Source organism: Micromonospora sp. MW-13 (assembly GCF_003434305.1).
Classification (GTDB): domain Bacteria; phylum Actinomycetota; class Actinomycetes; order Mycobacteriales; family Micromonosporaceae; genus Micromonospora.
In genome coordinates, this window is sequence record NZ_QKKX01000077.1 from 1 (window position 1) to 24,712 (window position 24,712).

Sequence of the window (24,712 nt, forward strand, 5' to 3'; positions counted from 1 at the left end):
TACCAACGCCGTTCAGTTAGGCGGTTGGTGTGGGCGTCAAGGGTCGGGGATGACGACGTCGATGTTGGTGGTGGCTTGATACAGTAACGGCGGTTGATCTTCGCAAACAACTGGGGACGATCACCCGCCGATAGAACGCGCGGGGCCGATCGATGTCCCGGACGATCAGCAGGTGCGTGAGCACCCGCCCCGCCCTCGGGCTCGAAGTAGTCAGGTGTCTCGTCTGCCATCACCGCTCCCCTGGGTAGAAGCATCGGTTACGCGGGTGGCGGGCGGCGAACCGCGGGCGCCGCAACGAACGGCGGACCATACTGGCACGGTGGAGGAGGACCTCGTCGAACTACTGGCCTCGACCGGAGTCACCTGCCGGTTGTTTGTCGAGCAGACGCGAGGCCCATACCACCGAGCTGTGCATCCCGAGCGTCGGGAGATCACCGAGGACCGCGATGGTCTCCCACTGCGCCTCGGACTACGCCTACTGGCGGCGGACGCCACCACCCCCCTCGCGGACGTCCTCGTCGAGGTCTGGCAGGCCGACCACGTGGGCCGATACTCCGGCTTCCAGCCATTTGAAGCGAGGCCGGGACAGGTGGTCACCTCGGAGTCGGTGCCGCACGATGTGATCGCCGCCGGTGAGACGTACCTGCGGGGCAGCCAGCGCACCGACGAGCGCGGGATGTGCGCGTTCAACACGATCTACCCGGGCTGGTACGCCAGCCGCACCGTGCACATCCACCTCATCGCACACCTCGACGACCGCTCGGTGACCACGCAGCTCTACTTTCCCGACACGGTCACCGACGAGGCTTTCAGTCGCCCGCCCTATCAGGGCCGGCCGCAGCGCGACACCATCAACGCCACCGACAGCATCTTCGCCGACGGCGGTGAGCAGATGATCCTGGACCTGCGAGGAGATCCGACGACCGGCTACACCGGGGTCCTCTGCGTCGTCCTCGACAGGCAAGCGCGACCTGCCTCGGCTGCGGGTCCTTCGGCGGAAAGCGACGGTTGATCGTGGCCAGCACGGAGCAGATCAGGGCCACCATCGAGGCTCACCTTGCCGCCGTCGGCGCCGCCGACGCTACCGCGCTGGCAGATCTCTACACACCGGATGCCCGCCTGCATGACCCCGCTGGCGGACCCCCAGTCACCGGCCGAACGGCCATCGAGCAGCACTTTGCCGGCGTGCTCACCGAGCAACGGACAATGGAACTCGTTATGGTGGCGATCGCCGACCGCCACGCCGCGTTCCACTTCCGCGCCACACCAGCCGACGGCCCCACCAGAGAGGTCATCGACACCATGACCTTCGACGACCAGGCCATGATCACTTCAATGCAGGCGTACGCGAGCTAAACCACGTACTCAACTTGGCATGTCCGGACACTCCGAGGGCTGCTGCTGGATGGTCACGCTTTGCAGCACTCGGATCGCGGCATGACCGGATGCTCTTGTGCATCCTGCACCGCAACGGCGGGTGTTGTTCCCGGAGCCGAGCCGTGGCAATACCGGTCGCGGAAAGTTGGACTCACCGCGATGATGCCGGTCGTGAGTAGTCGACTGCGGGCGATCGCCCGCGACACGGTGGCCATTGTCGGGCGTGGCGCCTACCGTAGCGCTGACGGCGAGGTGGCCATCGGATCGCAGGTCGCGCGGGCGGTGGCCAGCACCCGGTTATACCTACCCGACGACGCCATGGCGGCGTCCTCGCCAATCGACGCCGCACCCGCCATCGAAGTGACCAACGAATCGACCCTGGAAGCGACCCGCCGGCTCGGCGGCAACCTCGCATGCCTGGTCTTCGCCTCGGCACGCAACCCCGGTGGTGGCTTCCTCAACGGCGCCCAGGCACAGGAGGAGAGCCTGGCCCGCGGTTCAGCGCTGTACCCCTGCCTGCGCGCGGCCGGCGACTTCTACGCCCACCACCGCACCCACCCAGAGCTGATTTACAGCGATCGGGTGATCTACTCGCCGGCCGTGCCGGTGTTCCGCGACGACAAGGGGGCTCTGCTGCCGGCGCCCTACCCGGTGTCGTTTCTGACCGCCGCCGCACCCAATCGCTCGGCGATCGTGCGCAGCCAGCCGCAACATCTGCCCGACCTACCAGTGGTGTTGACCCGCCGGGCGATGCGGATCCTTCAGGTAGCCGCCACCAACGGCCACCGCAGGCTCGTGCTCGGCGCATGGGGCTGCGGCGTGTTCGGCAACGATCCGGTCACCGTCGCCAGCGCGTTCGCCACCGCCCTGCACCACAGCCCCTGGTTCGACACGGTGGTGTTCGCCATCCTGGACCGCCAGCCCGCCACTCCGACCCACGCCGCGTTCGCCGGCGCCCTGCATCATCCGACGCCCGGCCAGCCGCCCCCCACGACACCCTGATGCACCAGCCACCCGAGAACACCACGCACCCCAGGCAGTCGACGCCTTCGGACCCCTACCGCCGTACGCGAATCCGGTCGACTGACCGCCGGCCACCGGCGCCCGTCCGTGACCGTGCGGACAGCCGGAAATGCGTTTGTCCGATTGCAGGCACTCCATAGGATCTCTGGTGATCAAGGAGGATGACACGGTGGGCGATTTCCAGCAGTTCGTGACGGATGTGACTATACGTCTGTCCGCGATGTCCAAGGGCGAGTTGTACGTCGTCGGCGACGGTCTCGACGGGGACTCACTCTGGCTCACCTTTCTCGATTCCTTCCCCGCCGGCACCAATCTCCGGTTCCGTGAGCGGTCCGAGTACGACTGCTCGACCTGCCGCGGGTTCATCAAGAGCTTCGGTAACATCGTCGAGATCCACAACGGACAGGTTCGCTCCGTCTGGTCCGGGGTGTCTGCGTCCGACCCGGTCTTCTCCGTCGTCGCCGCCGCAATGGACGAATTCGTCAGCACGCTGCCGTTGTCCACCATTTTCCGGTCCACCGAGGCGCAGTACGGGACGAGGACGACCCGGACGCTGCGCGACGGCCAGGTCGAGGTGTGGCACCACCTGCATGGCCGGGTGGAGAAGCGGCATCGCATCAAAGACGTCGGCGCGGCACGGGGCACCTTCGACGCCGCGGTGCAGGTGTTCCAGCGTGGCCTGGCCGAGCTGACCCAGCACGCTCTGGACACCGTCGTCGACCTCATCGACGACAACGCCCTCTACCGCGGCACTGAGCATCGTCGGGCGGTGACCGAGTTCCGGTCACTGCAGAACCGGTGGACGAAGGCGACCGACGGACAGGCCTTCATTTTCGCCAACGCCATGAATCCGGCGGCCCGGTTCCGCAACACGGTGATCGGCACCCTCGTCCAGGATCTCTCCGCGGGCGTCGACCTAAAGCAGGCGGTCCGGTCGTTCGAGACGAAGGTGGCACCGCAGAATTACCAGCGCCCCACGGCGTTGATCACCCCGGCCATGGTCAAGGCTGCCATGAAGACCATCGACGAGTTGGGCATCGAGGAGTCGTTGCAGCGACGGTTCGCCCGGCTGTCCGACGTGTCGGTCACCAACGTGCTATGGGTCGACAACGACACACAGTCGCGAATGAAGGACGGCATCGAAGGGCTGCTCATGCAGGCGGCCACCATGAGGTCGGCAGGTGCACGCCTTCGTGACGCGAAGCCGGAGGAGATCCCCGTGGTCACCTTCATGAAAGACATCCTGCCTGGCGCCGCGACCATCGACCTGTGGGTCGCCAACAGCCACGAACCGCACTTCGTCAGTCTCACCACCGGCCGGCACCCGGCCGCCCCGCGGCTGTTCACCTGGGACAACGATTTCGGCTGGTCCTACAACGGCAACGTCACCGACTCGATCAAGGAGAAGGTCAAGCGGGCCGGCGGCAACGTCACCGGCAAGCTGCGGGTGAGCCTGTCCTGGTTCAACCACGACGACCTCGACCTGCACGTGTTCGAACCCAACGGCGACCACATCTGGTACAAGGACAAACGCAACAAGCTGGACGTCGACATGAACGCGGGCGGGACGTTCTCGCGCGAGCCGGTGGAGAACGTTACCTGGACCGACAACGTCCCCGACGGCGAGTACCGGATCGAGGTGAACCAGTTCAACAAGCGGGAAAGCACCGAGTTCGGCTTCGTGATCGAGACCGAGAGCAACGGGAAGATCGAGCATTACAGCCACGAGCGGGCGGTCGGCCACAAGGAGACCGTCGAGGTGGGCCGGATGACGGTCGCCGACGAGGTGATCACCGCTTTCCGGCCGGGTAAGGACATGCAGCCGGGCAGCGCAGGCAAGGACCTGTGGGGAATCACCACCGAACAGTTCGTGCCGGTGTCCACCATCATGTACTCGCCGAACTACTTCGACGACGGCGAGGTCGGCAACCGCCACTACCTCTTCATGCTGAAAGGGTGCGTGAACGACCAGCCGACCCGGGGAATCTACAACGAGTTCCTCCGCGGCGACCTGCAACCGCACCGCAAGGTGTTCGAGGTTCTCGGCGATCGCACCAAGTGCGAGCCGTCCCCGGATCAGCTGTCCGGCCTCGGCTTCAGCTCCACGGTCCGCAGCTCGGTGGTCGCCAAGGTGACCATGACCGACGGCCGGCGCCACCTCATCAGTATCCAGTTCTGATTTCCTACCCAGAAAATCTGAGAGAGGCCATCGTGACCATTTTTGAAAAGGCCACGCGGGAGAAATTCCGCTACCCGTCGGCCAAGGGACTGCTGACCACGGAACAGCTGTGGGAGCTTCCGCTGACCGCCAAGTCCGGCTTCAGCCTCGATGACGTGGCCAAGGCGGTCAACGCCGAACTCAAGGCCATCGACACCGAGTCGTTCGTGGCCACCGAGACCAATCCGGCCAAGGCAACCTTGGAGACCAAGTTGGAGGTCGTCAAGCACGTCATCGCCATCCGCCTCGCGGAGGACCAGTCGGCGAAGGCAGCGGCAGCCAAGAAACTGGAGAAGGAAAAGCTGCTGGCAGTCCTGGGCCGCAAGCAGGACGCGGTCCTGGAAAACCTGACCGAGGCAGAGCTGCTGGCCCGAATCAACAACCTGTAGCCCGCTGACAATCAGCGTCTGCCAGCAGGCCCGCACATCGCCGAGAAGTACGGTCGCCATGCAAGACTTGCGCGACCAGGCCGGCGCCCACGGCCACTTCTCGGCGAACTCACATCGGTACGACAGCGAGCGCGACGCCCTCTCATCGGCTACTTGTTTCATTGACCTGCGACCGTGGCCCGGCCAGGCTTCGGTCGAGGCGCCCGGGCTGTCGCTCTCACATCGGCTGCCCACGTTGGTCGTGTGGCTCTCATCTGGCCTGCGCGGCCCGGGCGTCGCTGCAGGGCGGGGAGAGGCTCAAGAGCGGCGTTGCGGCCAGCGGGCGGCCCAGTCGGTCAGCGTCTTGTATGCGGCGGTGTTGACGGTGATCCGCCTTGTCGCCAGCAGGTGACCGGTCTCGTCGAGGGCGACAGCGGTCAAGGCGGACTTGTGCGGGTCGATACCGACCGTGATCACGGAGAGCCGGGTTCCTCCCGTCAAAGCGAACGAGGATCACCGTGGCGGGCAGCCTGACTTGGGGAATCCTTGAGCACGCCTCTGTTGAGCCACGCCACGGCCGGTCGCCGGCCAGCGGCGGCACGCTCTTGAAGCGCCAACCCGAGGGCGGCAAGGGGTATGCGAGCCAGTGCCGATCGGCGCCCTGACGCTACGGGCTGCAGACCCGCGCATCTGACTCCAGTAGACAAGTCAGGGTTTTGCTCGGCTCGAAGTAGCGTTGCCCTCCCGGCTCGACAACCCAGGTGGATCGAGCATCGGAGGACCCATTGAGCGGCACGTCGACCGTGTGGTCATCGGTATGGATCCGCACAAGCGCTCTGCCACTATCGAGGTCATGGCCCGCGACGAGACCGTCGCCGGCGGCCGGTTCGACACCGACTGCGACGGCTACACGGCGATGAGGAAGTACGCCAGACAGTGGCCGAACCGGGTCTGGGCGATCGAGGGCTGCCAGGGCATCGGCCGGCACATCGCCAACCGGCTACTCGCCGACGGCGAGCAGATCGTCGACGTGCCACCGAAGCTGTCCGCCAGGGCGCGGATGTTCGCCACCGGGCAGGGCCGCAAGACCGATGCCACCCGGCGCCCACTCCATCGCGCTGGTCGGCACCCGCATGGCCGGGCTGCGCCCGGTGGTCAACGACGAGCAGCTGGCCCTGCTGCGGATTCTGGTCGACCGGCGCCGTTCCCTCGGCGAGGACCACACCCGGATGGTGTCCCAGCTGCATCAACTGCTGCTGGAACTGATTCCGGGTGGGGCGATGAAGAGTCTGTCCGCCGCCCAGGCCAAGGTACTGCTGGCCACTGTCCGGCCCCGTGACGCGGTCGGCAAGGCCCGCCGCCGGGTCGCCGCGGAGCTGATCGGTGACCTCGAACGGGTCTACCGGCGCTCCAAGGACGCAGACAAGGAACTGACCGAACTGGTCGCCTCTACCGGCACCACGTTGATGGACCTGCACGGCATCGGGCCGTCCGGCGTCGCCCGGCTGCTGGTCGAGGTCAGCGACATCACCCGGTTCCCGAACCGGGCCCACTTCGCCTCCTGGAACGGCACCGCCCCCATCGACGCGTCCTCGGGCGAGCAGGTACGACACCGGCTCTCCGTGCCGGGAACCGGCAGATCAACCGGATGCTGCACATCATGGCCACCGTCCAGCTGCGCAATCCCACCGAAGGACGCGCCTACTTCGACCGCAAGAAGGCCTCCGGCAAGACATCGATGGAAGCGATGCACGCCCTGAAACGACGCCTGTCCGACATCGTCTACCGGCGCATGATCAACGACGCGGTGGCCACGGCGACGGGCCCGAGAGGACAACAGGGAACGGCAACTGGCTCCAGCGTGACCGGCTCGCATCCCCAAGCCGGCTCTTCGGAGAAGTCACTTCCCGGACCCGCCGAGACCCAGGATAGAACTCTACGGGCGGCGGTAGAATAACAGTTCGAGGCCGAACGGCCGCGCGTAGCAGGATGTAAGCGTGATCCTGTTGGTTCCCGCGGACCCTCTACGGCCGCGCCACCCGGACGAGCACTTCGCGGCGGAGGCGCAGGCCGCACGTGCTGCCGGTCTCGATGTGGCGGTGGTCGACCACGACGCGTTGGCGCGGGGCGGAGATGTGCGTCGGGCGGTCGCATTGGTCTCGGGCAGCGGTATGGCCGTGTACCGCGGCTGGATGTTGCGTAGCGAGCAGTACGCTACGTTCGCCGAGTTGCTCGCTGAGCGCGGTGTGGTGTTGCGGACTGGTGGTGAGCAGTACCGGCGGGCACATGAGCTGCCTGGCTGGTATGCCGCTCTGGCTGCGGTCACCCCGCCGTCGGTGTGGACCACGGGCTCGGAGCAGGCGGACTTCGACCGCGCGCGTGTCGAACTGGGCGCGGGACCTGCGGTGCTGCGTGACTACAGCAAGTCGATGAAGCACTACTGGGACGAGGCCGCGTTCATCCCCGACCTCGAGGACGGCGCGGCTGCGTGGAGCGTGGCGAGCCGGTTTCTGGAACTGCGCGAGGACGACTTCGTGGGCGGGTTCGTGCTGCGCCGCTTCGAGCGGTTCGCCTCGACCGAGATACGCACGTGGTGGGTCGACGGCGTATGCGTCCTGATCGGACCGCATCCCGACAGCCCGAACGATTCCGCGCCGGTCGAGGTCGACCTGGCCCCGATCGCACCGTTGATCGCCGGGCTCGGCCTGCCCTTCGTCACCGTGGACCTCGCTCTCCGCACGGAGGGCGTATGGCGGGTCATCGAACTCGGCGACGGGCAGGTTAGCGACCGACAACCACCATCGAACCCCAAACGATGATCACAGCCCTGCTTGCTCAAGCCCGCTGATCGGCAACACTGTCTGCCTGAACATTCGCTCTTGCGGCTCTGTTGCATTGGCGGGTCGGTGGGCACACCGAGCCGCGTCAGCGGGCATTGGTCAGATCGCTCGCGTCAGTTCGGTGAAGGCGGCGACCACCCGTAGCGCGGGTGGGACGTCGGGTCCGAGTTCGTAGTGTCCGCGTCGGAGGTTCTGCACGAAGGCGCGTGGCCGGTGATGATCGTCTGGGCGGTGCGGTCGGTGCGGAGCCCGCGCTTCGGTCTGAGCCGGTGCGTGAGCTGGCTGTGATCAGTCTCGATCGGATTGTTGGCATGCCGCTCGACGTGGTGCCACGCCGACGGAACCAGCTCGTCGAGCACCCTCGGGTAGACCGGGTTCGCGTCGGTGACAACCTCGCTGGGCGAGACCTTCAGCGAGTTCAGCGCTCGATGGAAGAACCGCCGGGCCGCGGCGGCGTCCCGACGTGCCGAGACGAGCGGCGGCCTTCGGTCCATTCGTCGGTCTGTTCGGCGAGGACGGCGCCGACGAGGCGGATGATCGACGGCCGGTTGGGAAAGATCCCGACAACGTCGGTGCGGCGGCGGATCTCCTTGTTCAACCGTTCCTGCGGATTGTTCGACCAGATCTGGCGCCAGATCTCGCGGGGGAAGCCGGCGAAGGCGAGCAGGTCGTCGCGGGCGGTGTCGAGATGGTCGGCCGCGGCAGGGAACTTCGCCTCGATCGTGGCCACGACTCGGTCGAACTGGGCTCGGACGGCGTCGGCGTCAGGCTGATCGAAAAGGCGCTGAGGTCTCGTCCGGGGTAGAGCTGCGTGAGGGCGGAGTTGATGACGTCAGCCAGCTCAGCCCGAGACATGGGCTGCTCGGGTCGCTGCGGGGGTGGAAGCTGTTCGCGGGCCTTGATGAGCAGCGTGTTGGGCGTGATGATGGTGTCGGGGTGGCGGGCCATCCCGTACCTCCCTCCGAAGCCTGGGGCGCAACTACCGCCCGGCGTCGGCGTAGATCCCGCGCACGATGTCGTCGACCCGGGGGGCGATGTCGGCCGGGTGGATCGCCGATGAGGGTAGGCCCCCGATCAGGTCGGACCACAGCCGGTCCTCGCTGTAGCCGGCGGGTAGGCGCAGGAACCACCGGTAGCCGGTCGGGCGGGCGGGAGCACCGCAGGCGTGCAGGTAGTCGTTGATGTCGGCGTCGGCGATGGCCTGCTCGTCGTAGGTGCGCGGCCGGCTGTACTGCTCGTCGCCGGCCGGGCTGCTACGGGTCACAGTCGTAATGTGCGCCTCAACTTGGTCGGGGACACGAATGAGCCTGGCCGGGCCTGCGCACCAGCCCACCAGCCCGCCCCAGCCGCTCTCGGGCAGTTCGATGTACTCGTCGCCTATGGGGGGCGCGGGTGACAGCGGCACGTCGTCCCAACGGCCGGCGTTCGGATGGCTGTTCATGATCACCTCTTGGCACGAGGGCTGGGGCCGCCATGTGGCGGCCCCAGCCCCAGTGTGACCGCGCGGACTGCGAGGGTTACGGGAAAACGCAGATGAGGGTTACGGGAACACGCACCCCACGTTGCCGGTGCCGCAGTGCCAGGACTGCGACCGGAGCTCCGCCGCCGTGTAGGACGGGTACCCCTGGGGGGTGAACTGCCCGGTCACGGTCGCGAAGTAGTCGTTGGCGTCGACCAGCTTGTTGCCGTAGGTGAGGCCGCTGTCCCATCGCGGGGTGGACGGGCTGATCACCGGCCCGCCGACGGGGTGCTGGCCGCAGTCGGCGTCGGGGCCGACCTGGTCCTCACGGCAGTTGACCCTCATGTTGTTGAAGTCGAGGTTGGGGCCGCTGTCGTAGATCAGGGTGACGCGCCACTGGGCCTGCCGGCCGTTGAGGTTGGTGCGGATGACGACGTCGTAAGTGCCGAGGACGCCGGAGCTGTTGCCGTAGGCGGCGTTTCCCTTCGTCTCGGCGATGTAGTCGGTGATGGTGCGGCGGCAGATGGAGCCGGTCTCGCACCAGGTGTCGTAGTCGTCGTTGGGGGCGTGGTCGGTGGCGACGGGGGTGGCGGGGGCGACGGGGGGTGAAGGTGGTGGTGGTCAGGCCGTCGGGGGTGTGGGTGGTGGTGGTCAGGCCGTCGGCGGTGCAGACCCACTGGGTGGGCCTGCTCCTTCGTGGCGAGGGTGATGCACGGCGCGAGCGCCGTTGTGGTGCTGTCGGGCTTCGGGGGTGCTGCGGTGGCCGCAGTAGGGGCGGTGAGTAATCCGGCGGTGATCAGGATGGCGGGCGAGCATCGTTGTAGCCGCCTTGTGCATGTTGATCCCTTCTCGTGAGGGAAAGTGCTGATCAAGGGGGTTTTCTGGCTGGCCGGCCGTAAGATGAGCATCAATCAATTTGGCGGGGAGGTCCATGTGTTGCCTGCTGCCAAAACCCCGGCAACCGGTGGCAACCAGCCCGTCGTCAGCGACACGCTCGGCGAGGAAGTGCGGCGGCTCCGCACCGTGAAAGGGTGGGGGCTGGCGGCCCTCGCGGCGGCGGCGCACTGCGACCGCGGCTACCTCAGCCGGGTGGAGCGCGGGCTCCGGCGGCCGTCGCAGACCGTGGTTGCGGCGCTGGACACGGCGCTGGACGTCAACGGTCGGCTACTGGCGCTGGCGAGAGAGGGAGACGACATGCGGCGACGAACAGTCCTCACCGGAGCGTCGGCGGTGGCCGCCGCCGTGCTGGTGCCCTCGCCGGCGGCGGCCACCGCCGGCGGCTTGGGTGAGGTGCTGTTCGCCTCGAGGCCCGAGGTAGGGCCGGTAGGTGTTGGTCAGCTCCGCGCGGCGGTGACCGCGGCCACCGCTGAGTTCCATCAGGTGCGGTATGGGGAACTCGCCCGCCGCCTGCCCGGGCTGGTACGCGCCGTTGAGGCAACCCGCGACGCGGCGGTGTCAGATGATCCGGCCCAGGTGGAGGGCGTGCTGGCCACCGTGTACGGGGTAGCGGCCAACCTAGCCGTGAAGCTTCACGAGACCGGCCTCGCATGGTCGATGACGGACCGGGCCGTGCAGACCGCGCGGGCCGCCGGCAATCCCCGGGCGCTCGCCGAAGCCCACCGGACCGCCGCCGTGGTGCTGCGCCGGTCAGGGCAGCACGACGAGGCCCGGCGGGTGATCGTCACCGCCGCGACGGGCCTACGCGCCGACACCCGGCTTGCCGACGGCCGGGACAGGTCGCTGTACGCGTCGATGCTGGCGACGGCCGCGTACACCGCCGCTCTGGCCGACCGGCGAGACGACGCCTGGACGCTGGCGGGCGAGGCCGGCGCGGCGCTGGCATCCGGCCGGCAGATCGGATTCGGACGCAACGACTTGGAGCTTTACCGGTCGGGCATCGCCCGGGCCCTGGGCGACTACGGCCAAGCCGTCGACCACGCCAGGCAGGTACGCCTCGACCTGTGCGCCACTCCGGAACGGAGGGCCCGCTACTGGGAAGACACGGCGCTCGCGTGGATGGGGCGCGGCCGGCCGACGCAGGCGTGGGAGGCGCTTCGGGAAGCCGAGGCCGCCGCCCCGCAGGAAGTGCTGTACCGGCCATGGGCGCAGCAGCTCACGGCCACGCTGCTCGCCGCCGACGTACGCGGCGGGCTACCGGGCCTACGCTCGTTCGCAGCCCGCGTCGGCGTGCCCGGCGCCGCCCGCTGACCTCCGGCCTCTCCGGCTGTCGCCCATGCGACACCCTCCCGCCGCCGAGGGGCGCCCGATGAGTCACAGAGTGCCGGAACCGCCCATCGGCCTCTGTTGCCAGCGTGGTACTTACGGCGACGTCGTAGAGCGCGTGGGCCGTGTCTCCGTGGTGTTGGGCGTCGTCATAGAAGCGCATCCAAGGAGGGTCTTCACTTGGCTGCGAGTGGGCGAATGCCTCATCGGCGGCCCCGACGGCGGCAAAGACCTCCTGAGCCCGGGTTGGCCCGAACTTGGCCAAGGCTCGAGCCCGCACGGTGTGAAGCATCGCCCGTTCCGTCGGCGTTAGTCGGTCAGCCCGGTCGGCCAGCAGCACAGCACGTTGGTGCCAGTTCCCGCCGATCTCAGCGCACTGCAACGCGAAGGCAAACCGCCGCCGGGCATCGGCGTGCTCATAGGCGTCGAAGAGCATGAAGGCCACCACGCCAGCAAGTTGCGCCATCGCCGTATGAAGATCCGCTTGTAGCGATGGAGGGCACGGCCGGTCGAAGGCGGGTGGGCGGCCGCCTTTGGAGCCTTTGGCCTTGCGACCGGCAGTCATCGAACTACGGCAGTTATTAACCGAAAAGATGCACGCCGGTGGTACTACGGGGTGCACCAGCGAGCGGCAACCAGGCGCAGCGCATCGCTGCCGCCGGCTGGCGCAGGTTGACGCCCCGCCGTGGAAGTCGGCCTGCACCTCGACCGCTTTTGTACTGCTCAGACGCCGCAGATGTATGCGGTTGGGGGCGCGTCGGCCGCGCCGAGGCAGTGGGCGTCGGGCACCAACCTGCTCCCCCACCCAGGACTCCCGGCCTCTGTGGGCAACGGCCTCTGCTGTGGCACGGTCAACGGTGGACCGTCGTTCCGCGGGCCTCCAAGCGGGTCAGGACATCGGGGTCGTCGAGGTGCGCCAGCGAGACGTCGAGGGTGTGTAGCGCAGGCAGCGACTCCAGCGCCGCCGCTCCCGTGCATTTCCCGGTCAGTACCAGTTCCGACAGGGCCGGGTGGCCGGTCAGCGGGGTCAGCTCCAACGGCCCTCGACGGTAGCCGTGGCCGTCCAGGTCCAGGGACCGCAGGCTGGACAGTGCGCGAATGCCCTCCAGCGACGTCACGTTGTAGTCGTCGGACTCGCCGCCGGTGTCGATGTCCAGGGTCTGCTCGATCAGCATGTAGATGTCGCTGCCGCCGTCGAACTGCAAGTGGGTGATCGCTGCAGCCTCGGCCGACGGCACCGCGACGGCATGTAACAGCTCTAGTGACGCCTCCAGGCGCGGGCCTGGACCTGGGTAGCCGTCCTCCGGGCCATCGGGGCCGGTCGACTCGATGAGCGCCTTGAGGTCGTCGGCAGCGATCGCGTCATCCAGCAGGGCGTCCAGGACGCCCAGGTGCAGGCCGAGGTCGGCGAAGATGAGGGTCATGATCCCGACCGTATCTTGTTACCCGGCTTGGCTTAGGCGGAGCGGGTCGTCGTTCGAGTCAGGCGGGGCTGGTGACAGTTCGGAGGCGGCCGGTGCGGTGGAAGCGGACCAGCCGTCGGGTCAGGACGACGACCATGGCCCACTGCGCCATCGCGGCGGTGCACCCGATGACGTTGTCACCGTGGTGTCGCCACCCGCTACAACAGGGCTGAAGGCAGGTGGCCGGCCGCCACGGGAGCCTTTCGCGAGGCGGTGGGCGTCTTGGTCGCTCTTGCTCGGGATGCAGGCCTTGATTCCTCGGCGGCGCAGGTAGGCGCGGTTGGCCCTGGACGTGTAGGCCCGGTCCGCCAAAACCTGCAGCGGGCGGGTCCGGGGCCGACCGGGCCCGCAGCGGGCAACCCGGATGCGGTCGAGGACCGTGGTGAATTGCGGGCTGTCACCACGGTGCCCGGCCGTGACGACGGTGGCCAGGACCTTACGGCCCTGTTCACAGGCAAGATGCGTCTTGGTGCTCCACCCGCCCCGCGAACGGCCCAGCGCGTGATCGGCAGGTTCGGCATGGATCCCGCCCGGTGGTTCTTTCTGCCGGTCGCCGTCACGACGGGCACCGGCCGCGTAATGATGGGCACGGCTGATCGTGGAGTCGACGCTGACACTCCAGTCGATGCGCCCGGCAGCATCGGCAGCGGCCTGCAGCCCCGCCAAGACGCGAGCCCATGTGCCATCACGCTGCCAACGGCGGAACCATCGATACAGCGACTGCCACGGGGCGTAGTTCGCGGGCACGTCACGCCATGGCGCACCGGTGCGTACCCGCCACCGTATGCCGTCGATGATCTGTCGTCTGGTCCACTTGCACGGTCTTCAACCTGTGCCGGACACGCCCTAGCCGCACCCGGCCAATGGCTTCGGGTCAGGCCCGCTTGCGGCTCGCGATCTCGTCAGAGAGCTGCTGCACATGGGCGGGGTCCGCGTCCCGGGCAAGGGCGACGTAGTGGTCCATGACGGTCGGCCGGTAGCGCACGGGCAACGTCTGTCCTGGGGCGAGTCGGGTGAGCTCGGTGATCGTGAGGTCTTCGTCTGCGATACCGCGGAACGAGACGCCGTCGGCGGTCTCCACGTCGAACATCAGGACCACGCGTGGACTGCCGTCGCTGCTGACCTCCCGCCAGTCGACGAGAACGCCGAGCGCAAGCGCCCCCGCACGCAGTTCCGCATTGCGCTTCCATGCATCACTGCTCAGGAGCGGGTTCGGGGCGACGCCCGGGAAGTCGGGCCCGACGCCGAGCGATTCCCGACTCAGGTCGGGCCTGAGCTGCGCCATCAGATCGTTGAGCTTCTTCGAACCGAACATCCTGACCCCCCCTCACAGCGGCGCCGGAATCTCGGCCTGGCGCTTCGCCCTCACCGCGATTGTACGTCGCGGCCATTCCTTTCCGGCCCGGGCGTCCCGTCGGTTCCGGGAGCATCCCTCGATCAACGACCACTGGGCATCCGAGAGCAACTGAAAACGCGACACGGGACCAGAGCTCCAGCCAGAACGCTCAACCTTTGGCCCTGTCTCACATTCGGTGGTGACGGAGGGTGATGGGGTGTCGTTGCCTCCTATGTGGAGAATGTCAACAAGCTTGTGCAGGCGGTGTTCTCGGGGCTGTCTCCGCTGGTCATCGAGGACGTGGCAGTCGAGGGTGAGCGGATCGTGGTGCTGGCCCGGACGCCGCAGGACACTGCGGTCTGCCCGATGTGCGGGGCCTCGTCGGGACGGGTCCACGGCTATCACTGGCGGACGGTGGCCGACGTTCCGATCGACGGGCGTCGGGTGGTGGTCCGCGTGCGGGTACGGCGTCTGGTGTGCCCCACGCGCGGCTGCCGTCGTCACACCTTCCGCGAACAGGTTCCTGGGGTGCTGGAGCGATACCAGCGCCGCACGGCCCGTTTGAACAGGCAGGTCAAAGCCGTCGTTAAGGAGTTAGCGGGCCGGGCAGGGTCGCGTTTGCTGGCGATACTGGCCATGGGCCTGTCCCGTCACACGGCCCTGCGCGCCCTGCTGCGCATCCCGTTGCCCACCGGGCGGACGGCCCGTGTGATCGGCGTTGACGATTTCGCTCTGCGCCGGCGGCACCGCTACGCCACCGTGGTGATCGACGTCGAGACACATGAGCGGATCGACGTAACTACCCGACCGCACCGCCGACATCCTGGAAGCGTGGCTGCGCGAGCATCCCGGCGTCGAGGTCGTGTGCCGCGACGGCTCGGCCACCTACGCCGAGGCCATCCGCCGCGCTTTGCCCGCCGCGGTGCAGGTCGCGGACCGATGGCACCTATGGCACAACCTATGCGAAGCGGCCCTCAGCGAGGTAAAGGCGCACAGCACCTGCTGGGCCCCCGTACTGGACGCACCCATCTACGACGGGTCCCGCGCGCAGACGACCCTGCAACGCTGGCACCAGGTCCACAGTCTGCTCGACCAGGGCGTGGGCCTGCTGGAGTGCGCCCGCCGCCTGCAGTTGGCCCTGAACACCGTCAAACGCTACGCACGAGCCGACCGGCCCGAACGGATGCTCCGCGTCCCCAAGTACCGTGCCAGCCTCGTCGACCCCTACCGTGAACACCTGCGCAAACATCGGGCCGAAGACCCCGGCGTCCCCGTCAAGCACCTCTTCAAAGAAATCAAGGCCCTCGGCTACACCGGCTGCCTGAACCTGCTGCACAAGTACATCAACCAAGGCCGCGCGGACGCCGACCGCAGCCACATCTCCCCACGCCGGCTCGCCCGAATGATCCTCACCAAGCCCGACAACCTCAAGCCCGAGCATCGAGATCTGCTGGCACGGCTCACCGCAGCCTGCCCCGAGATGACCCAACTGGCCGCCATTGTCGGGCGCTTCGCCGAACTCCTGAAGCCTCAGCCGGGAAACGCCGACCGGCTCTCACTCTGGATCGTCCAGGTCCGCGCGGCCGATCTGCCTCACCTACACGCCTTCACCCGGGGTCTGGAACGCGATCGCGACGCCGTGAACGCCGCGCTCACGCTTCCCTACAGCAACGGCCCCACCGAAGGCGTCAACACCAAGACCAAACGGATCGCACGCCAGATGCACGGACGAGCAGGCTTCACCCTGCTCCGCCACCGCATCCTCCTCGGATAGCAGCACCCTACGTCACCACCGAATATGAGACAGGGCCGTTGGCGAGATAGGCCCTGCATCAAAGGACACGGTTCTGCCGGGTAGACGAGTCCCTCGCGGTTCCAGGCCAGGCCGATGGGTAGCTGGCCTGTGATGCCGTCGGGTGGTGACGTTCTGGCCGGGCAAGGCTGCTGGGCGCAGTTGCGTTGTTCGGTTGGTGGCCATGCGGAACTCGGCGGGGAGCTGCGGTCAGATCGCTTGGGCGAGTCCGGTGAACGCGGCGGCCACCCGCAGCGCGGGCGGGACGTCGGTGGCGAGTTCGTAGTGTCCGCGTCGGAGGTTCTGCACGAACGCGTGGCCGGTGATGATCGTCTGCGCGGTGCGGTCGGCGCGGAGTCCGCGCATCGGTCTGAGCCGGTGCTTGAGCTGGCTGTGATCGGCCTCGATCGGATTGTTGGCGTGCCGTTCGACGCGGTGCCACGCCGACGGGACCAGGTCCTCCAGCACTCTGGCGTAGGCGGGGGCGGCGTCGGTCACGACTTCGCTGGGCGTGACCTTCAGCGTGGTCAGCGCTCGGTGGAAGAACCGCCGGGCCGCAGCGGCATCCCGGCGCGTCGAGACGAGCACGTCGATGATCTGACCATGCTGGTCGACGGCCCGGTAGACGTACCGCCAAATGTCGTTGACCTTGACGTAGGTCTCGTCAACGTGCCAGCGGTCACCAGGTGAGTGGCGGGAGAACCGGGCGGCGTCGGCCAGCAGCGGGGTGAACCGCTGCACCCACCGGTAGACCGTGACGTGATCCACCTCGACACCGCGTTCGACCAGCAGTTCCTCCACGTCTCGGTAGGAGAGGTTGAACCGCAGGTACCAGCGGACCGCCAGAACGATCACCTCAGGCGGGAACCGGAACCCGACGAACGCCGACGACGGCGGGGACCAGGGCCGGACACGAGACGACGACCTCACCGGGCAAGCAGACCACACCAGGCAAGCTGAAGTCGATCATGCTTTCGCCCAACGCAACAGACCCCTACATAGTCCGCCTGACGCAAGCGTGGCCGGAGCTGCTGGCCAGCCGGCCCGACGACCCGCTCACCCCCGTCATGCAGCAGCTGCTCGCGGCATGGCAGCGCAGCGGGGACGCGGACCTGGTCACCGCGCCAGCCACGCCGGTACTGTCCCGCGGTGATGCGAACCTGCTCAACTGGATGACGACCGACGACAGCGCCGCCTGTGTCGACTTCGAGTACGCCGGCTTCAGCAACCTAGCCTTCGACGCCGCCGACCTCATCGAACACATCTCCGGCCGCGCGGTCCCGGACAGCAAGTGGACCCAGCTCCTGCCCGACCTCGGCGTCACCGATGCCAACCGACACCTGTTCGCCGCGAACCAGCGCACCTGCGCCCTACGATGGCTGGCGGTCTTGTGGAAACAGCGCGACCGCCGCCGCGAGGAGTTCACCATCCAGCACGAGCGGGTCGGCATGCTCTACAGCAGCGCCAACCCCTACGCCTGACCGCCAACCTCAAGACCCGGCCAACCGGGTTCACGCGGACCCCAAAGTCCCCTGCGAACGCCTCCTCCCAGGTAGGCAGCACGTGCGCACAATCGTGAGTCGCCGCCAGGTCACGAGCCGCCTGCGCCATCCTCTCCAGACACGAAGGATCCTCGCGCAGCAACACGACCCGGTCGGCAAAGCGCCGGGCCACCGCAGGGACCGCCGGGTCCCCGTCGATCAGAAAACCCGTCACGTCGTCCACGACCCGGTCCGACAGCGCGCCCGCCGGCGAGCACACACATCGGGTGCGGGTGGCGGCGAGTGGGCCGATATGCCATCCTTGTCCCGGTTGTGATGGGTCTAGCTCGGGTCAGTGTGTGTATTCCAGGGTGGTGCGGGACAGGTGGCGGAGCGTGTCGGCGAATTCCGTCGGGTTGAGGTTCTGCAGGTGGGCGAGAAGGTCGTTGCGGGTCTTCTCGGCTAACGTGCTCGAACTTGAGAACCACGAACTGCGTACCGGCACCGCCAGATCGGGCCGCTTGGTCGCCCTACCTTCTGGCAGGAACCAGCTCCCGGACTGAGGCGTCACCGAAATGCTGGAGTCCGATGTCTAGGAGGCAGACCGGCTCAGCGTGCGGGAACGACCGTACTCGGCGAGGGCGCGAAAAGCGGCCTTGGGTGTCCATGAGCCGTCCGGCAGCACTCGCACAATCCCACGCGCAGCCAAGTCGTAGTCGTGCTCAGGATCGCCGGTGGTCGGCAGGTGCCGATTCGCGAAGGTGTACACGAACGCCGCTTCCACTCCGCCAACCTCGTAGTCGCGCAGCAGGTCGACGATGTAGCGCGCTTGGCCTTCCTCGTCGCGCTCCAACTCCGCAGTCAGCTTCACGGCACGGCCATGCTCGTCGAAGGTCACCGGCTCGGCCCCGCCCGCCACGTCGGGGGCGCCGCGGAACGTGCAGCAGCCGAACTCGGTCGCAGCGTACGGCTTGCCCTGCCCCACCGCCGCCGCCAGGGTCTGCGGGAACACCGAGGAGTTGGTCGCGTCGCGGTAGCCGGCGTCGCTGGCGATGATGTCGAACTGGGCCCAGTCGACGTCCTCGAGCGGGATCGAGGCGTATCCGACCAGGCCACCGAACCGCTCGCGCACCGCGGGCACCGCCTCGGCGAAGAAGTCGCGCACGGCGGCCCGGGCGGCCGGGATCGCCTCCCTCATCCGCATCGGATCGGTGAACAGCGCCATCCGCTCCGCCAGGTCCCGGCCGGGCAGGAAACCGTCGGTGAACATCGAGATCTCCGAACCGGCGAGATACACGACCGAGGCGCCGCCGCGCCGCAGCCGTTCGGCCCGCTCGGCGCCGTCGAGCACGAACGCCATGAGCCCGTCGCGGTCGAGGCCGTTGGTGAACGGGCAGTACCACACCTCAAGCCCAATCTCGGCCGCGAGCCGCGCAGTCAGCTCCAGCCGGTCTTGGACACCGCCGGTGATACGGACCGCGTCGCAGTGCAACTCGTCGCGGATGACACGCAGGTCGTTCCGCACCGTGTCGGGGTCGAACGGCTCATGAGTGGTGGATCCGGCGCTCACGAAGCCGGTGTCGTAGTTCATGCCGAAGACGCGCATCAAGAGTTCCTCTCCCTCTTACGGTACGTCGCGTACCCTATAGGGTACGTCCAGTACCCTACAAGGCATGAGCACGAGGCGCCGGGGCGAAGAACTGGAACGGGCGATCCTGCACGCCGCAGCGGACGAACTACGCGAGTCCGGCTACACGGGCATGACGATGGACCGGGTCGCCGCCCGCGCCGGGACCAACAAAAACGCCATCTACCGCCGATGGCCGCACCGGGCAGCCCTCGGCATCGCGGCGTATCGCCACCTGTCCGACGCCGCCATGCCAAACCCCGACACGGGCACCCTGCGAGGCGACGCACTCGAGATGCTCCGACAGGCCAACCAGACATGGTCGTCGCCACACGGAACAATCCTGCGCGGTCTGCTCGCCGCCGCAGCCGACGACCCCGAGCTACTCACCCTCATGCGCGAACGGTCCGGCGCAGACACCATGGACCGCGCTTGGCTCGGAATGCTCGAACGGGCCGCAGCCCGCGGCGAGGCGCCGGCAGCGGCCGCCCATCACCGGGTGGCGACGACACCGATAATGCTGCTACGCGCCGAGTACGCGATGCGCGGTATCCCCTCGGTCCCCGACGAGGTGCTCGTCGAGATCGTGGACGAGGTGTTCCTCCCCCTGGTACGCGGCCGCGGCTAACGCAGCACCTCGGCCGCATCGGCACGGCGAATGACGAATCGAACTTCGCCAAGGTCGCGCTGCTACCACCGGTGCACACTCCACGCCGGACAAACGGCGCTGGAACAGCACTTGACGTCAGAACCCGCCGGGAAAGGCGATCGGCCGGAGCGCCGACGCAACACGCTGGAACTTGACAGGGAAGTGGGATGCCCGTTTCACGACGAGGGCTTCTGGGCCGACCTGCGGGCGGACAGCCCTGCGGAGTGGACTGACGCGGTCGCCTTCGACCGCGCGATCCGCATCGGCTCCGCGAAGGCCAACGTGGAGGGGCACCCGCTGCGTGGGCAGTTCTTCTTGCACAGCGCCCGGGTGCCGCTAGACGAGGTGGTACTGCGCCCACGCCCTCCGGTGGATGCGCCTGGCTGTGGGCCGTGGACCTGCCCGCACGACGCGGCGGCACCCGCCGCCGCGGGGCCTGGGGAGGTGGCGTGAACGTTGCACACGCCGCCGCACCACGAGTCGGCTCGGTCTGCACCGGCTACGGAGGACTTGACCTGGCCGTCGAGCTGGTGCTCGGCGGCCAGCTCGCCTGGTACGCCGAGACCGACCGGCACGCCGGCACCGTCCTCGCCCATCACTGGCCCGGCATCCCGAACCTCGGCGACATTCCGCACCGTCGACTGGGCCCAGGCCGAACCGGTCGACAGCCCGACCGCCTCGCCGCCGCCGGCGGCCCCGACCAGGTCGAGTTCGCCACGAAACCGGCCCTGGCCCGGCAGATGATCGCCGCCGCGCTCGACGCCGGTGTCCCCGCCGCATTCGTGACCGGCGACGAGGTTTACGGCGCCGACCCCGGCCTACGCGCTGACCTCGAGCACCGCAGGATCGGCTACGTCCTGGCCGTCGGCAGTGACCGACGCGTGGCGGTCAACGACGGCCGCACCCTCGTGCGTGTCGACGAGGTCGCTGGGCGGATCCCCACCCGTGAGTGGCAGCTGCACAGTTGCGGGCCGGGTGCGAAAGGTCCCCGCGACTACCTGTGGGCCTGGGTCACCACCGCCACCAGCCGGGGTGAGTATCGGTGGCTGCTCATCCGCCGCAACCGCACCACCGGCGAACTGGCCTTCTACCTGTGCTGGTCACCCCGGCAGGTGCCGTTGCACACCCTCGTGACCGTGGCCGGTGCCCGCTGGAGCATCGAGGAACTGTTCCAGACCGGCAAGGGCCAGGTCGGCCTGGACCACTACCAGGTCCGCGGCTGGACCGGCTGGCACCGATTCATCACCCTGGCCATGCTCGCCCTGGCCGTCCTGACCATCCTCGCCGCCACCACCGCCCAGCAGCCCAACGCCGACCCGGAGATCATCGCGTTGACCGTCGCCGAAATCCGCCGACTCCTCAACGCCTTCGTCCTCACCCAACCGTTCCCGCCAGCGCACACCCTGCACTGGTCAACCTGGCGCCGAACATCCCAAGCCCGAGCCCGACGGTCCCACTACCAGCGCAGACTCGGTCACCACAGCAGACCAAAGATCAAGTGACGTTGGAGTATTAGGAAGCGTTCAGGACCAGGGATCTCTTCAAGATGTGCGCGAAACTGCGCGCGAAGGCAGGCATCAGATCGCGACGCCGCAGCTTGGCCGCACGGTGTGCAGTTCTCTACAACCAGTCCCACTGACTCGCGCTCTGGCCCGGTTTACGCTGAGCCCAATCCCAGGTTTCGACGAGACAACGCCTCGGCGTTGTCCTCGTCGCCGGTTCGGCGCTGGCGGAGGGCGGCCTGGACCCCGGCCTGGAAGCGGGTGTGCGCGCCAAGTTCGCTCATCAGGACGGCGATGCGGCGCTGGACGGTCCGGGCGCCCACGCCGATCTGCCGGGCGATGGCCTCGTCGGTGAGCCCGGAAAGCAACAGCATGATCAGGCGATCTTCGTCGAGGACGGTGGCGGTGCGCTGCCGTCCGTTGGGCAGGTGCAGCGGGACGGCCCTGTCCCAGAGGGTGTCGAACAGCTTGCGCAGCGCATCGAGCAGCGAGCACGGGTGCACGATGATGGCCCGCTCCCCGCCACCGCTTTCGCCACCGTCCGGCAGCGGCAGGACTGCCAGCTGGTCGGCAAGGTAGAGCCGCACGGGCAGTTCGGAGACCACCCGGACCTGCTCGCCGGCCCGGATCAGGTCCTCGATGGCGGCCAGGCCACCGGACTCCTCGACTGCCGCCCGGTCGTAGACGCGGCGGCACGGCACCGCGGCGGAGACCGGATCGATCCCGTCGACACCGGCCCGATGGGAGAACGGCCCAGTTTCGAAGCAGCACAGCTCCTGGTGTGCTGACCGGTGGACGTGGGTAACGGCCTGCCGGACCGCCAGCCTGCCGGTGATCAGCTCCACGACGTGCGATTTCCCACCAGCGCGGGCATTTCGGTAGGCGTCGGTGAGGTGGCCGATGTGCTCGTGGACCCGTTCCAGCGCGGCCTCGCGGTCGTCGAGCAGCTGCACGGCGGTGTCGGTGGCGTTGGCCGCATAACGGGCCGGCGAACCGGGCAGGACACTGGCCAGCCCGGCCGCTTCGAGCCGGGCCAGCGCCACCGCCAGCGGAGCCGGTCCTGGCCAGAGCGGGGCAAGCTCGGCCAGGGTCGCGCCCGGCCGTCCGACCAGGATCTCGTACGCCCGCTCCTCGGCCGGGCCGATCACGCCGCCCTCGGCAGGGCCGGCCCGTCCGCGGTCAGCCAGTCGCGCTGCACCGCCTGGTATCCGGCCTTAAAGCGGGTGGTGGCGCGGGCCACGAGACCGAGCTCTGCCAGGCGGCCGAAGTCGGCCCCGGCGATGAATTCCTCCGGAATATCGCCGGGACGCACAACAAGAGATTCATAAAGCATTTCCTGGGCGCCGGAGAGGCCTAGCATCGATAAATGAGCTTTCACTCTCGTGTTTACCCTCCAGCAATGAGCTCGTAATCGCGATGATGCTAGGTATACAACTACCGGCCGCGTGGCGCCAGCCCTGGTCCACCAAGTGAGAGGGCAGGACTTCCGCAAGGTAGTCATATGACCGTCTTAGGTAACTCTGAGGAGTTGTAGGGATCGCTGGGGTTGGCGGTTGTTGCGGCGTAGAACGTGGGCGATGGTGGTGGTTGCCGGTCAGGCGGAGCAGGCTGATCGCGGTGTTGGAGAGCCGAACAACATCGGCGGTAACGCGCTCGTGGAGTCGATTACGCCCACCGGCAAAAGTTGGACGCCTTTTATGATCTTGAATATCTCACGAGCCAGGTATCGCTTCACGTAGCGCAGGATCTCGCGTTTGGTTCACCCCTCGGACGTTCGTTTCTCCACGTAGGCCCGGGTGCGCGGGTCGGCTCGTAGCCTGGTCAATGCGATGCGGAACAGAGCGGCGTTGGCCTGTCTGTTGCCGCCACAGTCGAGGCGGCGGCGCTGGGTCCTGCGCCACGAGCGTTCGACCGGGCTGACGCCGCAGCGGGCGGCGAAGGAGGCTTCTGCGGTCAGCCGCTCGGGGTTGTCGCCGGCGGCGATGAGCAGGACGGCGGCACGGTCGTGGCCGACACCGAAGAGGTCGAGCAGCCCCGGGTGCTGTGTCGGTGACCGCCGCGGGCGGGAGCCGCTCCAACTCGCGGATCTCAGCGGACAGGTGCCGAAGGTGGATATCGGCGATCGCGTCGTGTGCTCGACGCCACGCTGCGGCGGTCGGCTATGCCGGTGCTCGCCGTACTGGGCAGGCAGGACGTCATGCTCGACGCCGAAGGGTCGGCGGCTGCTGGGCGCCGTGCCGCACGCCGACGTCCGGCTGCTCCCGGAAGCCGGGCACCCGCTACCCGACCAGACGGCTGCGGTGCTGGACTTCCTGCGGAAGTGAGGCGGTCCGGTCGTCGGCAGCGATCCAGCCGCGCTGAACTGCCTGGTAGCCGGCCTGGAAGCGGGTCGTGGCACCGAGGCGGGTGAGCAGCTGACGGATGTGGCGGCGCGTGGTGCCGACGTGGTAGTCGAGGTGTTTGGCGATGGCCTCGTCGGTCAACCCGGACATCATCAGGGCCAACAGGTCGCGTTCGAGACCGGACGGCGCGTCGGCGTCGGGCAGTTCATCCAGTCTGATCCCCACGCTCAGTGGGACCGCCTGTTCCCAAAAGCTCTCGAACAGTGCCGTCAGCGCCGCGAGCAGCACCAGGTCGTGTACCAGCAGGAATCTGTCCATCTCGAGGGGACGCAGTCGCAGCGGTACCATGGCGCGCCGTCCGTCGCAGATCATGAGTTTCATCGGTACGTCGGTGACCCGGACCTCCTCGCTGGCTTCGATCGAGGCGGCGATGTAGGCGAGCGAGCCGGGGAGGGCGAGGCTCTCCCGGTCGTAGAGGGTGCGGACACGCACGCCCCGTCGCGGGGACACGAAGTTGGCGGGTTGTTTGCGAAGGCCGTTGAGATACGGCGGCGCGTCGCAGATCAGCACCTCCCGTTCGGTGTGTCGCACCAGGTCTTCGAACATGGCGCGGGAGGTTTCCGGGCTGTGGGTCACCTCGACCAACGCGGTGCTGTCGCTGGCGGTGACCCGCTTCTGTCCGGTCATCTGGTCCAGCCGTTGCCGCAGTTCGTAAAGGCGCAGGCGGTGGCGGGCGATGTGGGGTCCGAACGCGGCGTCGGGCGGCGTCACCCACCAGCCCGGTGGTTGCCCGGGTAGCCGGGTGACCAGGCCGAGCTCCAACAAACGCGCGAAGTCATCCGTCCCCGTGACCTCCGCCGGCACGCTGACCGGGCCGGCCACGAGTGTCTCGTAGAGCGCCTGCTCGGTTTGCGACAGACCGAGTCCCGGTAACGGGTACCGCACCTCCTGCATGCCCTCATCATGCCGTTGACCAGCCGGTCTGCAAAGGCGAGGCGTTCGCGGTGGCCCG

Annotated in this window: 25 protein-coding genes and 3 pseudogenes; 12 read left to right on the forward strand and 16 right to left on the reverse strand. The window is 67.9% G+C overall.

Annotated features, from left to right (window positions below; genetic code table 11):
* Nucleotides 1-409 precede the first annotated feature (409 nt).
* From C5N14_RS28320 to C5N14_RS28340, 5 genes are all read left to right on the forward strand, one after another.
* A complete protein-coding gene (locus C5N14_RS28320; protein ID WP_165878257.1) occupies nt 410-1,012 on the forward strand; it encodes a hypothetical protein in 603 nt (200 codons plus the stop codon).
* 2 nt (nt 1,013-1,014) lie between these two features.
* The gene (locus C5N14_RS28325) at nt 1,015-1,356 is read left to right on the forward strand and encodes a nuclear transport factor 2 family protein (RefSeq protein ID WP_165878258.1); all 342 of its coding nucleotides are present in this window, start codon (nt 1,015-1,017) and stop codon (nt 1,354-1,356) included.
* A 192-nt stretch (nt 1,357-1,548) separates the two neighbouring features.
* Nucleotides 1,549-2,379 carry a TIGR02452 family protein gene (locus C5N14_RS28330; RefSeq protein ID WP_117672584.1) on the forward strand — a complete coding sequence of 277 codons (831 nt, stop codon included), beginning with the start codon at nt 1,549-1,551 and terminating at the stop codon, nt 2,377-2,379.
* A gap of 190 nt (nt 2,380-2,569) precedes the next feature.
* Nucleotides 2,570-4,579: a hypothetical protein gene (locus C5N14_RS28335; protein ID WP_117672586.1), complete on the forward strand. Its 2,010-nt coding sequence runs from the start codon at nt 2,570-2,572 to the stop codon at nt 4,577-4,579.
* A 32-nt stretch (nt 4,580-4,611) separates the two neighbouring features.
* A complete protein-coding gene (locus tag C5N14_RS28340) occupies nt 4,612-5,007 on the forward strand; it encodes a hypothetical protein (protein ID WP_117672512.1) in 396 nt (131 codons plus the stop codon).
* A 297-nt stretch (nt 5,008-5,304) separates the two neighbouring features.
* Here C5N14_RS28340 and C5N14_RS32460 read toward each other — a convergent pair whose 3' ends face one another.
* Together C5N14_RS32460 and C5N14_RS33505 are read right to left on the reverse strand one after the other, a co-directional pair.
* Complete coding sequence (locus C5N14_RS32460) at nt 5,305-5,463, reverse strand: IS110 family transposase (protein ID WP_165878259.1); 159 nt, start codon at nt 5,461-5,463, stop codon at nt 5,305-5,307.
* A 429-nt stretch (nt 5,464-5,892) separates the two neighbouring features.
* Nucleotides 5,893-6,084, reverse strand: a complete 192-nt coding sequence (locus C5N14_RS33505; RefSeq protein WP_243640125.1) for a hypothetical protein — start codon at nt 6,082-6,084, stop codon at nt 5,893-5,895.
* Between C5N14_RS33505 and C5N14_RS33510 the strand changes: the two genes are divergently transcribed.
* Together C5N14_RS33510 and C5N14_RS28350 are read left to right on the forward strand one after the other, a co-directional pair.
* The gene (locus C5N14_RS33510) at nt 6,078-6,746 is read left to right on the forward strand and encodes a transposase (RefSeq protein ID WP_243640127.1); all 669 of its coding nucleotides are present in this window, start codon (nt 6,078-6,080) and stop codon (nt 6,744-6,746) included. The two genes, C5N14_RS33505 and C5N14_RS33510, sit on opposite strands and share 7 nt — an antisense overlap.
* 237 nt (nt 6,747-6,983) lie before the next feature.
* On the forward strand, nt 6,984-7,805 hold the full coding sequence (locus C5N14_RS28350) for an ATP-grasp domain-containing protein (protein WP_117672514.1): 822 nt from the start codon (nt 6,984-6,986) through the stop codon (nt 7,803-7,805).
* A gap of 134 nt (nt 7,806-7,939) precedes the next feature.
* Here C5N14_RS28350 and C5N14_RS28355 read toward each other — a convergent pair whose 3' ends face one another.
* The 4 genes and pseudogenes from C5N14_RS28355 to C5N14_RS28370 form a co-directional block, all read right to left on the reverse strand.
* Nucleotides 7,940-8,320, reverse strand: coding sequence for a DDE-type integrase/transposase/recombinase (locus tag C5N14_RS28355; protein ID WP_117672516.1), 381 nt, complete (start codon nt 8,318-8,320; stop codon nt 7,940-7,942).
* A pseudogene (locus C5N14_RS28360) lies at nt 8,302-8,607 on the reverse strand (transposase); the annotation flags it as partial. The pseudogene C5N14_RS28360 and the gene C5N14_RS28355, both read right to left, overlap by 19 nt.
* Nucleotides 8,608-8,805: 198 nt before the next feature.
* Nucleotides 8,806-9,267 (reverse strand): DUF5956 family protein, encoded by a 462-nt coding sequence (locus C5N14_RS33515; RefSeq protein ID WP_243640130.1) that lies wholly within the window; start codon nt 9,265-9,267, stop codon nt 8,806-8,808.
* A gap of 99 nt (nt 9,268-9,366) precedes the next feature.
* Nucleotides 9,367-9,630 (reverse strand): hypothetical protein, encoded by a 264-nt coding sequence (locus C5N14_RS28370; RefSeq protein WP_165878260.1) that lies wholly within the window; start codon nt 9,628-9,630, stop codon nt 9,367-9,369.
* Between the two features lie 516 nt (nt 9,631-10,146).
* Between C5N14_RS28370 and C5N14_RS28380 the strand changes: the two genes are divergently transcribed.
* On the forward strand, nt 10,147-11,493 hold the full coding sequence (locus tag C5N14_RS28380; RefSeq protein ID WP_117672522.1) for a helix-turn-helix transcriptional regulator: 1,347 nt from the start codon (nt 10,147-10,149) through the stop codon (nt 11,491-11,493).
* Between the two features lie 866 nt (nt 11,494-12,359).
* Here C5N14_RS28380 and C5N14_RS28390 read toward each other — a convergent pair.
* The 3 genes and pseudogenes from C5N14_RS28390 to C5N14_RS28400 form a co-directional block, all read right to left on the reverse strand.
* Nucleotides 12,360-12,932 carry a hypothetical protein gene (locus tag C5N14_RS28390; RefSeq protein ID WP_117672524.1) on the reverse strand — a complete coding sequence of 191 codons (573 nt, stop codon included), beginning with the start codon at nt 12,930-12,932 and terminating at the stop codon, nt 12,360-12,362.
* A 204-nt stretch (nt 12,933-13,136) separates the two neighbouring features.
* Nucleotides 13,137-13,796: pseudogene (locus tag C5N14_RS28395) on the reverse strand (IS5 family transposase); the annotation flags it as partial.
* A 49-nt stretch (nt 13,797-13,845) separates the two neighbouring features.
* Nucleotides 13,846-14,286 (reverse strand): hypothetical protein, encoded by a 441-nt coding sequence (locus C5N14_RS28400; protein WP_117672525.1) that lies wholly within the window; start codon nt 14,284-14,286, stop codon nt 13,846-13,848.
* Nucleotides 14,287-14,571: 285 nt separating this feature from the next.
* Between C5N14_RS28400 and C5N14_RS28405 the strand changes: the two are divergent.
* Nucleotides 14,572-16,081: pseudogene (locus tag C5N14_RS28405) on the forward strand (ISL3 family transposase).
* A 228-nt stretch (nt 16,082-16,309) separates the two neighbouring features.
* Here the strand turns inward: C5N14_RS28405 and C5N14_RS28410 are convergent.
* Nucleotides 16,310-17,029 carry an IS6 family transposase gene (locus C5N14_RS28410; RefSeq protein ID WP_117672527.1) on the reverse strand — a complete coding sequence of 240 codons (720 nt, stop codon included), beginning with the start codon at nt 17,027-17,029 and terminating at the stop codon, nt 16,310-16,312.
* A gap of 38 nt (nt 17,030-17,067) precedes the next feature.
* Here C5N14_RS28410 and C5N14_RS28415 point away from each other — a divergent pair, with 38 nt between their 5' ends.
* Nucleotides 17,068-17,580 (forward strand): phosphotransferase family protein, encoded by a 513-nt coding sequence (locus C5N14_RS28415; protein WP_117672529.1) that lies wholly within the window; start codon nt 17,068-17,070, stop codon nt 17,578-17,580.
* Between the two features lie 352 nt (nt 17,581-17,932).
* Here the strand turns inward: C5N14_RS28415 and C5N14_RS32465 are convergent, their stop codons facing one another.
* Nucleotides 17,933-18,151 (reverse strand): hypothetical protein, encoded by a 219-nt coding sequence (locus C5N14_RS32465; RefSeq protein WP_165878261.1) that lies wholly within the window; start codon nt 18,149-18,151, stop codon nt 17,933-17,935.
* Between the two features lie 21 nt (nt 18,152-18,172).
* Nucleotides 18,173-19,186 carry a hypothetical protein gene (locus C5N14_RS28420; protein ID WP_117672531.1) on the reverse strand — a complete coding sequence of 338 codons (1,014 nt, stop codon included), beginning with the start codon at nt 19,184-19,186 and terminating at the stop codon, nt 18,173-18,175.
* Between the two features lie 67 nt (nt 19,187-19,253).
* Between C5N14_RS28420 and C5N14_RS28425 the strand changes: the two genes are divergently transcribed.
* On the forward strand, nt 19,254-19,835 hold the full coding sequence (locus tag C5N14_RS28425; RefSeq protein WP_117672533.1) for a TetR/AcrR family transcriptional regulator: 582 nt from the start codon (nt 19,254-19,256) through the stop codon (nt 19,833-19,835).
* A 470-nt stretch (nt 19,836-20,305) separates the two neighbouring features.
* Nucleotides 20,306-21,358 (forward strand): IS701 family transposase, encoded by a 1,053-nt coding sequence (locus tag C5N14_RS28435; RefSeq protein WP_243640132.1) that lies wholly within the window; start codon nt 20,306-20,308, stop codon nt 21,356-21,358.
* A gap of 155 nt (nt 21,359-21,513) precedes the next feature.
* Here the strand turns inward: C5N14_RS28435 and C5N14_RS28440 are convergent, their stop codons facing one another.
* From C5N14_RS28440 to C5N14_RS28455, 4 genes are all read right to left on the reverse strand, one after another.
* The gene (locus C5N14_RS28440; RefSeq protein WP_128763681.1) at nt 21,514-22,401 is read right to left on the reverse strand and encodes a response regulator transcription factor; all 888 of its coding nucleotides are present in this window, start codon (nt 22,399-22,401) and stop codon (nt 21,514-21,516) included.
* Nucleotides 22,402-22,502: 101 nt separating this feature from the next.
* Complete coding sequence (locus C5N14_RS28445) at nt 22,503-22,736, reverse strand: hypothetical protein (RefSeq protein WP_165878262.1); 234 nt, start codon at nt 22,734-22,736, stop codon at nt 22,503-22,505.
* 381 nt (nt 22,737-23,117) lie between these two features.
* Complete coding sequence (locus C5N14_RS33520; protein ID WP_243640133.1) at nt 23,118-23,756, reverse strand: IS110 family transposase; 639 nt, start codon at nt 23,754-23,756, stop codon at nt 23,118-23,120.
* Complete coding sequence (locus tag C5N14_RS28455) at nt 23,638-24,654, reverse strand: LuxR family transcriptional regulator (protein WP_117672538.1); 1,017 nt, start codon at nt 24,652-24,654, stop codon at nt 23,638-23,640. The genes C5N14_RS33520 and C5N14_RS28455 overlap by 119 nt, the downstream gene beginning before the upstream one ends.
* Nucleotides 24,655-24,712: the final 58 nt, after the last annotated feature.